The sequence below is a fragment of the Pseudoxanthomonas sp. 97-1-1 genome (genome assembly GCF_057773125.1).
In genome coordinates, this window is the sequence record NZ_JBYMTJ010000003.1 from 251,935 (window position 1) to 264,495 (window position 12,561).

The following is a 12,561-nucleotide window of genomic DNA, read 5'->3' on the forward strand; positions in this document are numbered from 1 at the left end:
CTCTCCTCAGCGGCCGGCCAGTGCATCGACGATCTTCAGGCGCATCGCGCGCAGTGAAGGCAACGCCCCCACCACCAGGCCGATGCCCACCATCAGCGCCAGCCCCATCACCCATGTCTCGACAGGAATGGCGCCGATCGGCAGTGCTCCGCCCGTCAGCGCCGCCAGCACCGGGACCATGATGGCCGCCAGTCCCATGCCGATCAGTCCGCCCAGCACCACCAGCAGCACCGACTCGGCCAGTACCAGCGCCAGCACGCTGCCGTTGGTGAAGCCCAGCGTCTTCAGGATGGCCAGCTCCGGCACGCGGTCACGCACGGCCTGCGCCATGGTGTTGCCGGTCAGCAGCAGCAGGGTGAAGAACACCGCGCCCATGATGGCGGTGACGATGAAGCCGATGTCGGCGAACTGCTTGAGGAAGGACTGGTTGAACGCCTGCTCGGTCTGTGACTTGGTCTCGCGGTCGGAGTTCTCCGAGATCGCATCGATGGCCTTCGCCACCCGCGTGGCATGGTCCACGTTGTCCAGCTTGACCATGTACCAGCCGACCTGGCCGTTGACGTACTGGTTGGCTTCGTCGAAATACTTCCAGTGGAACAGCAGCTGGTTTTCCTCGCCCTTCTTCTTGTCGTCGGCGACGACGAACGTGCCACGCAGCGTCAGCGGCCACGCGTTGCTGCCGTCCTTCTGCGGAAAGATGGTGGCCTGCAGCGGGATGGTGTCGCCGACTTTCCAGCCGAACTTCTTCGCCAGCGACTCGCCGACGATCGCGCCGGTGCGGTCGTTCTGCCACGCTTTCATCTGCGCGTCGGACACCACGTACTCCGGGTACAGCGACAGGTAGTTGTCGCTGACGGAGAAGTTGGGGAAGAAATTCCGCGGGTCCTTGTAGATGCCGCCGAACCACGCGGCGTAGGCCACTTTCTTGACTCCGGGGGTGGAAGCGATCTTCTGCTCCAGGTTCAGTGGCAGCATCTGCGTCAGCGACAGGCGCGAGGACACCACCAGGCGATCAGCACCGGCGACGCCGCCGCCCGAGGTGAATGCCACCCGCACCGAGTCCAGCAGCCCGAACAGCAGGAACGCGGCCACCACCGACAACAGCGTCAGCGCGGTGCGTGTCTTGCTGCGGAACAGCGCGGCCCATATCAGCGAGAAATATTTCATGACCGCCTCCGTCAGTGCGCGGCCGGTGTATCGGCCAGCTCGCCCTTGTCCAGGTGGATGGTGTGGGTGGCGTACTCGGCGGCCTTCGGGTCATGGGTGACCATGATGATGGTCTTGCCGTGTTCCTTGTTGAGCATCTGCAGCAGGTTGAGGATTTCCTCGGCCGAATGACGGTCCAGGTCGCCGGTGGGCTCGTCGCAGATCAGGAACGTGGGGTCGGAGACGATGGCGCGGGCGATCGCCACGCGCTGCTGCTGGCCGCCGGAGAGTTCGTTGGGCCGGTGCGCGCCGCGTTCGGCCAGGCCCACCAGCTGCAGGGCGATCTCGGCGTTGCGCTTGCGCTGGCTGGCACCCAGCTTGGTCAGCAGCAGCGGCAGTTCGACGTTCTTCTGCGCGGTCAGCGTGGGCATCAGGTTGTAGAACTGGAACACGAAGCCGACATGGTGGCTGCGCCACTGCGCAAGCTGGGCATCGTTCATGCGGTCGATGCGCTGGCCCTCGATCTCGATCTCGCCGCCGCTGGGTGTATCCAGGCCGCCGATCAGGTTGAGCAGCGTGGTCTTGCCGGAACCGGACGGGCCCATCAGGGCGACGAAGTCGCCGTGCGGGATGTCCAGGTCGATGCCGTGCAGCACCTGGACCTTTTCGGGGCCGCGCTGGTAGGTCTTGGTGAGATTGCGGAGGGAGACCAGGGAGGACATGGGCGTTTTCCTTCGGTGGTGTTCGGGAATATGGCGTGTGCGGGACTGCGATCTTTGCGGACAATCAGGGCGGGTTCTGACCTGATGGTCGGAAGGTGCGAAGTCTTTCGTACGACGAAGCGGAGAGCCGGCTTTCGACACGTTGGCGGTTGTTCGCTGGACGTGATTGACGCGGGTTGTGAATCAAATGCGGGTGACGATCGATTTCCACGCGCTCGCCGCGGGGCGTCCTTTCTTTGCTTGTGCAAAGAAAGGACCAAAGAAACACCCCCCGGCGGTCCGCCCGTCGCGTTGCGACGGGTGCGCAGTCCCGGCAGGAATTTCCGGAAGACACTTCCTGTGTCATCCGGAAACGGCGCACGTCCTGTGCGCTGCCCCTGCGGGGTTTGACCTGCCGTGCCTGCCGGACCTCAAGGGGTCCGGGTAGAGCAAGATCAAAAGCGAAAGCGAAAGCAACTATCCGGTGATTCGTCGCGGCGTGGGTTTCCTCACGCGCGCCGTTGCAGCGGGGCCTTACTCGGCGTCCTCGGCCAGCTTCACCTTGGCGCCGTCCTTCAGTTCGGCCGGGGCGTCGATGACGACGGTTTCGCCGGCGATCAGGCCGTCGGTCACCTGGACGTCGTCGCCGAGCTTGCCGCCGACCTTCACCGTGCGCTGTTCCACCGTGTCTTCATCGCCCACCACGAACGCCACCTGGGCGCCGTCGCGTTCGCTGATGGCGGCGGCCGGGGCGCGCACGCCCTTCGGTGCCTGCGTTGCCTGCGGCTTGGCCGATTCCAGGAAGCTCACGCGCACGCCCATGTCGGGCACGATGCGGGGATCCTTGACGTTCAGCGCCACGCGCACCTTCACCGTGGCCTTGCTGCGGTCGGCGGTGGGAATGATGGCGATCACCTCGCCGGGGATCTGCCAGTCCGGGTAGGCATTCAGCGTGGCCTGGATCGGCATCTTCGGCTGCACGCGGCCAATGAAGGATTCGTTGACCTCCACTTCCACTTCCAGCGATTCCATGTCGACGATGGTGCCGATACCGGTGCGGGTGAACCCACCCGTTGCCAGCGGCGAGACGATCTCGCCCGGCTGCGCGGCCTTGGCGATGACCACGCCGGCGAACGGCGCACGCACGATGGTGTTGTCCACGCCGTTGTCGGAGATGGTCAGGCTGCGGCTGGCGACGGTGACGTTGCGCTGCGCAGCCTGCAGCTGCGCGCGCAGGGCATCGCGCCCGGCGATCGCCTGGTCGTATTGCGAACGCGCCACCAGCTGTTGCTGCACCAGGGTGGACAGGCGGCGTGCGTTGGCCTCGGCATCGGTCAGCTGCGCCTGCACGTTGGCCACCTGCGAACGCGCCGATTCGACCTGCGCCTGCGACAGCGCTCGGCTGGCGTCGGCATCGACCGGGTCCAGCGTGGCCATCACCTGGCCCGCCTCGACCTTCATGCCTTCCTCGATCAGCACCTCGCGCACCTTGCCGGTGATCTTCGCCGACACCGTGGCCATGCGCCGGGCGACCACATAACCGGAAGCATCCAGCACCGAAGCCGCCGCACCGCCGTTGCCCAGCGCGACCGTCGGCGCGGTGCGTACTTCGATCGGCTTCTCCCGGCCGAAGAACGCCCAGCCTGCGGCCGCCAGCACCAGCAGCGCGACAACCACGCCCAGCGTGATCCACAGGCCACGGCGCGACGGCGGGGCCGGCGGCGGCGCCTTGCGGTCGATGCGGAGTTCCTTCAGCAGGTCGGCAGACGTGTTCATGCGTATCCAGACGGTGAATGCGGGGAAGTGTGACCAGCAAGAGTAACGGAAGCCTAGTTGCCGGAAGTCACTTCCTGCGCAGGCGAGCGGCTCGGGCCGTCCACCGGAGGCATCCTGGGGCAGCGCCCTCCGCGATCCCAGTGACAACTGTCACCTGATTCGCCTGAGGGGCTGCACTCATCACGGGTGCCGCATGCGGGCACGATGCCCCCACTTACTGACGAGGGCGTCGCATGAACGTGGCAAGCTTCACCTCCGCACCCCTGGCCCGCCTGCGCGGCGTCCGCCATCTCTACGGCAAGACCCTGGCGCTGGATGGGCTGGATCTGAGCCTGCCCTCAGGCCAGGTGCTGGCATTGCTCGGTCCCAACGGCGCGGGCAAGACCACCGCGATCAGCCTGCTGCTGGGCCTGCAGCGCGCGGATGCGGGGAGTGCCGACCTGTTCGGCCTGCCGCCGCAGGCGCTGGAAGCACGCCGCCGCGTGGGCGTGATGCTGCAGAGCGCGGCGGTGCCCGACACCCTCAAGGTGCGCGAACTGATCGACCTGACGCGCAGCTATTACCCGCAGCCCCGCAGCGTGGCCGACTGCGTGGCGCTGGCCGGACTGGATGGTCTGATGGAGCGCCGCTACGGGCAATTGTCGGGCGGCCAGCAGCGCCGCGTGCAGTTCGCGCTGGCGGTATGCGGCCGGCCGGCACTGCTGTTCCTCGACGAGCCCACCACGGGGCTGGACATCGATGCGCGGCAGACGCTTTGGAAGGCGATCCGCGAACTCAGCGCGCAGGGCTGCGCGGTACTGCTGACCACGCATTACCTGGAAGAAGCCGAAGCGCTGGCCGATCGCGTGGTGGTGGTGAACCACGGCCGCGCAGTGGCCGAGGGCACCGTGGCGCAGATCCGCGCGCGCGTGTCCCAGCGTCGCATCCGCTGCAGCAGTTCGCTGTCGGCCGCGCACGTGCAGGAGTGGCCGGGCGTGCAACTTGCGCAATGCGACGGCGAGCGGCTGGAGATCGTGGCCGAATTCGCCGAGCCCATCGTGCGCCGCCTGCTGGCCGAAGACGCCACCCTGTCCGACCTGGAAGTGCAACGCGCCGGCCTGGCGGACGCCTTCCTCGCCCTCACCCGCGATGCCACCCAGAAGGAATCCGCCTGATGAGCACCCTCGTTGCCCCGCCATTCTCTTCCACACGCGCCTATCTGCTCGAAGCGCGCTATGAATTCCTGCGCCTGCTGCGCACGCCGTCGTTCTCGCTGCCATGCCTGCTGTTCCCGCCGGTGTTCTACCTGCTGTTCGGCGTGCTGCTGGGGGGGAAGGGCGGCCCGGTCGCCGCGCAGTACATGCTGGCGGGCTACGGCGTGTTCGGCGTGATCGGTGTGGCGCTGTTCGGCTTCGGCGTGACCGTCGCGATGGATCGCGAACAGGGCCTGCTGACACTCAAGCGCGCGCAGCCGATGCCGCCGGGCGCCTATCTGGTGGCGAAGATGGCGATGGCCCTGCTGTTCGCCGCGATCATCCTGTCGCTGCTGGCCGTGCTCGCGGCGGGCGTGGCCGGCGTGCAGTTGTCGGCCACGCAGTGGATCGCGTGGGTCACCGCCTGCCTGGTCGGCGTGCTGCCCTTCAGCGCGCTGGGCCTGTGGCTGGGCACGCTGGTCAGCGGACGCGGCGCCCCCGCGCTGATCAATCTCATCTATCTGCCCATGGCGTTCCTGTCGGGCCTGTGGGTGCCGCTGACGATGCTGCCGCCGGTGCTGCAGACCACCGCGCCGGTATGGCCGGCGTATCATCTGGCGCACATCGCGCAACAGGCCGTCGGCGTGGGCACGGGGCGTCCGCTGGGGCTGCACGTGGCCGTGCTGGCCGCCATCACCGCCGTGTTCTTCGTACTGGCCCGCCGCCGCCTGGTGCAGTGAGCCGGAGCACCGGCGCAAGGAGTCGTCCATGAAGCATCTTTCGTCGCCCCTGCTGTCCACGCTGACGCGCCTGCGCGACCGCCTGGTACCCGAAGCGCTGGGCCTGGGCTGGATGCCCATCTTCCTGCTGGGCTACCTGGTGTTCCTGTTCGTCCCGGTGCTGGTGCCGTCCAACGCCGACTGGGGCGAGGGCGTGCGCTGGTACCTCTGGCCGACGCTGGCATCCATCGCCGTGTTCCTGCCGATGTACTTCCTGGCCTATCGCGGCAGCGCGCTGGCGCGCGTGCTGTGCACGCTGGGCATCGCGGCGCTGGGCTACGGACTGATGCCGTTCAACGCGTTCTCCAACACCTACGTCATCTACGCGGCGGCCTTCGTGGCGCTGATGCCGGGATCGATGTGGATCCGGCTCGAAGTCTTCGCCCTGCTGATCATCGCTTACTGCGGCATGGCGGTCTGGCTGGGGTTCCCGGTGTTCGTGCCGGCCGTGACCGCGATCGTGTCGGTGGCGGTGTTCACGGGCAACTACTTCCAGGCCGAGACGGTGCGCAAGCGTGCCGAGCTGAAACTGTCGCACGAGGAAGTGCGTCGGCTCGCCGCGCTGGCCGAGCGCGAGCGCATCGGCCGCGACCTGCACGACCTGCTCGGGCACACGCTGTCGCTGGTGGCACTGAAGTCGGACCTGGCCGGCCGGCTGGTCGACCGCGACCCGCAGGCCGCCCGCAACGAGATCAACGAAGTCAGCCGCGTCGCCCGCGACGCGCTGGCGCAGGTACGCCGCGCGGTGACCGGCATCCGGGCGGCGGGGCTGGCGGCCGAACTCGCCTCCGCCCGCCTGCTGCTCGAGTCCGACGGCGTCACCCTGCGCTACGAAGCGCAGGACGTGGCGTTGCCGGCCGATCTGGAGACGGTGCTTGCGCTGAGCCTGCGCGAGGCGGTGACCAACATCCAGCGTCACGCGCGCGCCACGATCGCCGAGGTCACCCTGGCCTGCAGCGACGGGCACGTGCAACTGCGCATCCGCGACAACGGCGTCGGCAGCGCCGCCGTGCCCGGAAACGGCCTGAGCGGCATGCGCGAGCGCGTCGAGTCGCGCGGCGGGCGCCTGCGCATCGACTCCACGCTGCGGCAGGGGACGTGCGTGGAGATCATGTTGCCGCTCCCGTCGAGCGATGACGCCGTGGCAGCCCCCACGAAAACCCCTGTAGGAGCGACGTAAGTCGCAACCGCACGGCCGGCACGCGCGCCAATGCTCACTGGGGTCTTCCTCTTGCGGTCGCGACTTACGTCGCTCCTACAGAAACCGGCCCACTTCCCTTGATTGATTTGCTAGCGTGTCGTCCGACTTTTCCTTGCCGGCCTCCCGATGATCCGCGTGCTCCTAGCTGAAGACCAGGCCATGGTGCGTGGCGCACTCACCGCCCTGCTGGGCATGGAGAGCGACATCGACGTGGTGGGCAGCGCGGCGGATGGCGAGACCGCATGGCGAGACCTGCAGCGGCTCGAACCCGACCTGCTGGTCACCGACATCGAAATGCCGGGCCTGAGCGGGTTGGAACTGGCGCAGCGCATCCAGCGGCACGGGCTTGCGTGCAAGGTGGTCATCGTCACCACGTTCGCGCGCGGCGGCTTCCTGCGGCGCGCGCTGGACGCGGGCGTTTCGGGTTACCTGCTGAAGGATGCGCCGGCCGAGGATCTCGCGGAGGCGCTGCGCAAGGTGCACCGCGGCGGCCGTGCCATCGATCCCCAACTCGCGCTCGAGGCATGGTCCGATGCCGATCCGCTCAACGACCGCGAACGCCAGGTATTGCGGCTGGCAGGCGAGGGGCAATCGGCCGGCGACATCGCAAAGCAGCTCAATCTCTCCCAGGGCACCGTGCGCAACTACCTGTCCGAAGCCATCGGCAAGCTCGGTGTCGCCAACCGCATCGAGGCCTATCGGATGGCGCGGCAGCGGGGGTGGTTGTAGGAAATGAAGTGCCTTCTGTAGGAGCGACGTAAGTCGCGACCGCAGACCCGGGAATCCACACGCTCCTATCCGGCAGACACGAAGCGCTTCGTGACGCTACGCGGCAATGCGGAAGAACGGGAGCGCTGACAGCGTGCGGTCGCGACTTACGTCGCTCCTACAGCGGGGGCGACGTCAACCGCCGTAGCGCGCCTTCAGCATCGCGTATGCGCTGCGCAGCGCGAGCGCTTCGCCACCGGCGGGGCGACCGGCGCGGTCGCTGTCGTTCCATGCGTACACGTCCAGGTGCGCCCACTTCATTCCGTCCGGCACGAAGCGCTCCAGGTACAGCGCGGCGGTGACCGCGCCGGCCATGCGCGAGCCGGCATTGGCCAGGTCGGCGATGCCGCTGGTCAGGTAGCGCAGGTACGGACGCCACAACGGCATGCGCCATACCGGGTCGCGCATGCGCTCGCCGGCGGCGATCCAGTCATTGGCCACGGCGTCGTCGTTGGCGAACAGCGCGGGCAGGTCCGGTCCCAGTGCGATGCGTGCGGCACCGGTCAGGGTGGCGAAATCCAGCAGCAGGTCGGGCGACTGCTCGCCGGCATAGGTCAGCGCATCGCACAGGATCACGCGGCCTTCGGCATCGGTGTTGTCGATCTCGACGCTGACGCCCTTGCGCGTGGCGATCACTTCGCCGGGACGGAACGCGTTGGGGCCGATGCTGTTCTCCACCGCCGGCACCAGCAGCGTCAGCCGCACCGGCAGCCTGCGCGCCATCACCAGCTGCGCCAGCGCGATGGCATGCGCCGCGCCGCCCATGTCCTTCTTCATGTGGCGCATGCCGTCGGCGGGCTTGATGTCCAGGCCGCCGGTGTCGAAGCACACGCCCTTGCCCACCAGCGCCACGTGCGGCCGCGATGCGTCGCCCCAGCGCAGCGCGATCAGGCGCGGCGCGCGGTGCGAGGCGCGGCCCACCGCGTGGATGGCGGGGAAGTTCTGCGCCAGCAGTGCGTCGCCCGCGATCACGTCGACGTCGGCACCATGCACGTCCGCCAGTGCGCGGACGACGGCTTCCAGATCGTCCGGGCCCATGTGCTCGGTGGGCGTGTTGACCAGGTCGCGCACCTGCACGCTGGCGGCCAGCAGGTCGAGCGCTTCGGCATCGGCCTGCGGCAGTACCAGGCGCGCCGGCTTGCGCGCCGGCTGTTTGTAGCGGTCGAACTTGTAGCTGCCCAGGCCCCAGCCGAGCTGCAGCGCGGTGCGCGCATCGGCGGGCAACTCGCCTGCGATCTCCCAGTCGCCCGCCGGCAGGCCGAACGGCGCATGCGCGTAGGCATACGGATCGAGCGCGTCGCCGATGCCCATCACGGCGCCGGCCAGGCCCTGTTCGCCAGGCAACGCCAGCAGCGCGCCGGGCGATGCGGTGAAGTTCTGCGCATCGATCCAGGCGTTGACCGCCGCCGATTGGGTCGTACGCCACGCGACCAGCTGCGCGCGTTCCAGTACATGCAGCGGACGGGCACTGGCGGAAGAATCGGTGTAGGCGAGGGCAGCGCTCATGCGGCGGCGTGTTCCGTGGCGAAAGAAGGGTGGGCGTCCAGCCAGTCGGCCAACGCGGCAAGGGTGTCGAATTCCAGGTCGGGGCGCAGCGCCTCGTGGGGCCAGGACTGGGGGCGGCCGTCGTGGTCTTCCGGCCGGTTGATCCAGCAACTGCGCAGCCCGGCGCGCACGGCACCGACGACATCCATCTCGATATGGTCGCCGACATGCAGCACCTCGGCGGGCGGTACGCCGAGCAGGTCGCATGCAGCGTGGAAGATGCTGGCCTCGGGCTTGGCGGCGCCGTGCTCGCGCGAGTGGATCTTGTGTACGAACAGGTGGTCCAGGCCGATCCGCTGCAGGTCCGCATTGCCGTTGGTCACGGCCGCGACCGGGAGGCGGGCGGCGATGCGCTGCAACGCATCCAGGCTGTCGGGGTAGTACTCCACCTGGTTGCGCGCGGCATAGAAGGTCTCGTAGGCCGGTTCCAGCAGGGCCATGTCGGCGCCGCTCTCGCGCAGGGCGCGCTCCAGCGTCATCCGGCGCAGGAGGCTGAGGTCGTGCTTGTGCTGCGGATGGGCGGCGAAGACTTCTTCGCGCACGGCACGCATGCGTTCGACGGGGAACATGGCGGCAGTGGCGGGGCTGTGTTCGCGCAGCCAGTCGTCGAGCACGCGTTCGATCCGGGCGCCGATGGGGGCGAACGGCCAGAGGGTGTCGTCGAGGTCGAGGGTGATGGCGCGGACGGGGAAGCTCATCGGGGCGATTTTACACGCGGTTCCGCACCCACCTTCACCCGATGCGGTTCAAGCCCGGACTGAGCCCCTCTCCCTGCGGGAGAGGGGTTCAAGGCCTCGAAGGCACCGCGATCACTCCAGCAGCCGCGCCCAGCCTTCCATCCCTTCCACCCGCGCCAGCACCAGCTTCACGCACACCAGCAGCGGCACCGCCAGCAACAGCCCGATGATCCCCCACAGCCAGCCGAACAGCATCAGCGCCAGGATCAGCACCAGCGGCGACAGCGCCATCCTCCGGCCCAGGATGATCGGCGTGATGATCTGGCCCTCGATCGTGTGCAGCACCAGGTAGGCCGCCGCCGGCAGCATCGACTGGAACGGCTCCTCGAAACTGATGAACCCCACCAGCAGCATCGCCACGATCCCGATCAGCGGGCCCACGTACGGCGCGAAGTTCAACAGCGCCGCCATCGTGCCCCACAGCAGCGCCTCGGCCAAGGGCAGCCCCAGCAGGTAGAGCACCCCGGCGAACACCAGCCCCACCACGGTGTTGATGATGCTGATGGTCAGCACGTAGCGCGATACCTCGCGCTCGATCGAGTGCAGGATGTCCACCGTGAATTTCTTCTGCTGCCGCCCCGGCAACAGCGCAATCGCGTTGCGCTGCAGGTTCTCGCCGTAGACCATGAAGAAGAACGTCAGCAGCACCACCGCCAGCAGCGATGCGAGGAAACGCGGCGTTGCCAGCAGTTTCCGGTAGGGCTCGTCCTGGGGTGCGGTGTGCACCACCTGCGGCTGCTTGCCGGTCTGTCCGCCAGCGGCCCGGGCGAAGTTCTCCGCCGCCTTGTTGGCGTCCTGCACCGGCTTGGTCAGTTCGCGCAGCTTGGGCGCGAGCTGGCGCATCTCGCGCGGCGCCTGCTGTGCCCATTCCATCGCCGAAGGCAGCATCTTGTGCGCCAGCAGTCCGGTCGCGGCCATGCCGCCCAGCAGCACGACCAGCGCGCCCAGGAAGCGCGGCACGTACAACCGGCGCAGCACGCGGATGATCGGATTGCCCACCAGCGCGAAGAACATGGCCAGCAGCACGGGCAGCAACACATCCTGCGCGGCCCATAGCGTGTAGCCCACGGCCAGCGTGGCCAGCACCAGCATCGGCGTGGAGGCGCGGGGGCGCGGCGGGGGAGGAGTGGGGGCGGCAGGTGCGTCGGTTGGAGCGGGTGTACTCATGGGCAGTCGGCCGCCAGGGTGGATGCGCGATTGTGCAGTGAACCCTGTAGGAGCGACGTGAGTCGCGACCGGAAGAGGCAGAGGTCGGGGAGGCTTCGGACAGGCCGCTGCCTTTTCCGGCGAAGTTCGGTGCAAGGAAGGCTTGATTCGTGCGGTCGCGACTCACGTCGCTCCTGCAAACGCCCGCAAACGTGCAGGCGCCTCAGCGCTCGGAGAGTTCCGTGGCTGCTTCAGCCGGGCGCGGCGCGGTCACCACGATCTCATCCTCGTCGAACGCCTCGTCCACCATCGGTTCGTCGTCGGCCAGGCCCTCGGCCTGCTCCTGCGCATCCTGCGCCGTGTCGGCGGCCTGCTCGGCGGTCTCGGCGGCGGCGGCCGCCTGCGCGGTGGCCAGGAAACTGGAGACGGCGGTGAACATCTGCATCCAGCGCGCACCGGTCAGCGTGCGCAGCGGTTCGGCACGCCCCACCAGGAAGCCGCTCACCACGCCCGCGATGACGATGCGCCCCGGCGTCCAGCCTGCGCGCCATGCCTGCTTCAGCGTGATCCATTGCAACTGCGTGTGCGTGGCGCGCAGTTCGACGCGCTGTTCCGCGCGCTGCACGTGCTGCAGCAACTGTTCGAAGCGCATCACGCGCCCCCGTGGTCGGCCGCGCGCGGATCATGCGCGGTACCGGGCGGGGGATCGTCGTCGACCACCTCGTCCTCATCGAACAGCCCCAGCTTCGCCAATTGGCGACGGGTGGCATGCATGCCGGTGTAGTCGAAGTAGCGACCCACCTTCCACGCCGCGAACGCGGTCATGGCCAGACTGATGAAGGCGGTCAGCGACAGCGACTGCAGCCAGGAGAACCCCAGGCGCTGCATCAGTGCGATCAGTGCGCCGGTCACCAGCAGCCAGGCCGAGGCGCCGAACACGATGGCCACGCATGCCCACGCCAGTGCGCGCCCGAACGCGCTGCGCGCCAGCGCGAAATCCGCCGATACCAGCCCGCGCAGTGCACGGCCGGTGCCCTTGGCCGAGCCATAGGCCGCGCGGCCGGCGGCGCCGACCTGCTTCAGGCTGTCGGCGAAATCCGGCGGCGGAACATCGCCGGACGTGCCGGCATCGCCGGATTCGCGGGGCGCGTCGCTCACGCGGTGGGCTTACTTGTCGCCGCCGCCGCTGCGCGCCAGCTTGGCGATGATCCAGCCGGCCGCGAAGGCCACGCCGAACGAAGCCAGTGGGCGTTCGCGGATCAGGTCCGCGGCGCTGTCGATCAGGTCGCGGCCCTTGTCCATCAGCGCGTCCACCTGTTCGCGCGCAGCACCCCCGCCGGCTTCGGCGGCCGCGATGCCGGACAGCGCGGTGTCGGCCAGTTCCGCCTTCACGTTGGCCTTGCCCAGGCGGAGTTCATCGCCGGCGGCACTCGCGGCGCCCTTGATCGCTTCGCCGGCAGCGGCGGCGGCGGACGCGAGATGCGAACCGGCTTCGCCCAGGTTGGACTTCAGCGCATCGGTGTTGGTGGGCATGGTCATGGTCGGCTCCTGTGGGCGGGGGATGGGGCCACTCTAATGCACGGCGGTGAA

Annotated in this window: 13 protein-coding genes; 4 read left to right on the plus strand and 9 right to left on the minus strand. The window is 68.4% G+C overall.

The window, feature by feature from the left end; all coding sequences use genetic code 11:
• Positions 1-6: 6 nt before the first annotated feature.
• From AC3DET_RS12955 to AC3DET_RS12965, 3 genes are all read right to left on the minus strand, one after another.
• A complete protein-coding gene (locus AC3DET_RS12955) occupies positions 7-1,167 on the minus strand; it encodes an ABC transporter permease (RefSeq protein ID WP_337731728.1) in 1,161 nt (386 codons plus the stop codon).
• Between the two features lie 11 nt (positions 1,168-1,178).
• Positions 1,179-1,868: an ABC transporter ATP-binding protein gene (locus AC3DET_RS12960; protein WP_337731727.1), complete on the minus strand. Its 690-nt coding sequence runs from the start codon at positions 1,866-1,868 to the stop codon at positions 1,179-1,181.
• A 513-nt stretch (positions 1,869-2,381) separates the two neighbouring features.
• Positions 2,382-3,623, minus strand: coding sequence for an efflux RND transporter periplasmic adaptor subunit (locus AC3DET_RS12965; RefSeq protein ID WP_488391895.1), 1,242 nt, complete (start codon positions 3,621-3,623; stop codon positions 2,382-2,384).
• 233 nt (positions 3,624-3,856) lie between these two features.
• Between AC3DET_RS12965 and AC3DET_RS12970 the strand changes: the two genes are divergently transcribed.
• The 4 genes from AC3DET_RS12970 (at position 3,857) to AC3DET_RS12985 (ending at position 7,504) form a co-directional block, all read left to right on the plus strand.
• Complete coding sequence (locus tag AC3DET_RS12970) at positions 3,857-4,777, plus strand: ABC transporter ATP-binding protein (RefSeq protein ID WP_488391896.1); 921 nt, start codon at positions 3,857-3,859, stop codon at positions 4,775-4,777.
• Positions 4,777-5,535 carry an ABC transporter permease gene (locus AC3DET_RS12975; RefSeq protein WP_488391897.1) on the plus strand — a complete coding sequence of 253 codons (759 nt, stop codon included), beginning with the start codon at positions 4,777-4,779 and terminating at the stop codon, positions 5,533-5,535. The genes AC3DET_RS12970 and AC3DET_RS12975 overlap by 1 nt, the downstream gene beginning before the upstream one ends.
• 28 nt (positions 5,536-5,563) lie before the next feature.
• Complete coding sequence (locus tag AC3DET_RS12980; protein WP_488391898.1) at positions 5,564-6,754, plus strand: sensor histidine kinase; 1,191 nt, start codon at positions 5,564-5,566, stop codon at positions 6,752-6,754.
• A gap of 147 nt (positions 6,755-6,901) precedes the next feature.
• Complete coding sequence (locus AC3DET_RS12985) at positions 6,902-7,504, plus strand: response regulator transcription factor (protein ID WP_488391899.1); 603 nt, start codon at positions 6,902-6,904, stop codon at positions 7,502-7,504.
• A gap of 174 nt (positions 7,505-7,678) precedes the next feature.
• Here AC3DET_RS12985 and AC3DET_RS12990 read toward each other — a convergent pair whose 3' ends face one another.
• From AC3DET_RS12990 to AC3DET_RS13015, 6 genes are all read right to left on the minus strand, one after another.
• Positions 7,679-9,049, minus strand: coding sequence for a leucyl aminopeptidase family protein (locus AC3DET_RS12990; RefSeq protein ID WP_488391900.1), 1,371 nt, complete (start codon positions 9,047-9,049; stop codon positions 7,679-7,681).
• Positions 9,046-9,786: an HAD family hydrolase gene (locus AC3DET_RS12995; RefSeq protein ID WP_488391901.1), complete on the minus strand. Its 741-nt coding sequence runs from the start codon at positions 9,784-9,786 to the stop codon at positions 9,046-9,048. Before AC3DET_RS12995 ends, AC3DET_RS12990 begins: the two co-directional genes overlap by 4 nt.
• A gap of 111 nt (positions 9,787-9,897) precedes the next feature.
• Complete coding sequence (locus AC3DET_RS13000) at positions 9,898-10,992, minus strand: AI-2E family transporter (RefSeq protein WP_488391902.1); 1,095 nt, start codon at positions 10,990-10,992, stop codon at positions 9,898-9,900.
• Between the two features lie 202 nt (positions 10,993-11,194).
• Positions 11,195-11,623: a protein sip-5 gene (locus AC3DET_RS13005; protein ID WP_488391903.1), complete on the minus strand. Its 429-nt coding sequence runs from the start codon at positions 11,621-11,623 to the stop codon at positions 11,195-11,197.
• Complete coding sequence (locus AC3DET_RS13010; protein ID WP_488391904.1) at positions 11,623-12,129, minus strand: phage holin family protein; 507 nt, start codon at positions 12,127-12,129, stop codon at positions 11,623-11,625. The genes AC3DET_RS13005 and AC3DET_RS13010 overlap by 1 nt, the downstream gene beginning before the upstream one ends.
• Positions 12,130-12,138: 9 nt before the next feature.
• The gene (locus AC3DET_RS13015; protein ID WP_192202439.1) at positions 12,139-12,504 is read right to left on the minus strand and encodes a hypothetical protein; all 366 of its coding nucleotides are present in this window, start codon (positions 12,502-12,504) and stop codon (positions 12,139-12,141) included.
• Between the last annotated feature and the right edge of the window lie 57 nt (positions 12,505-12,561).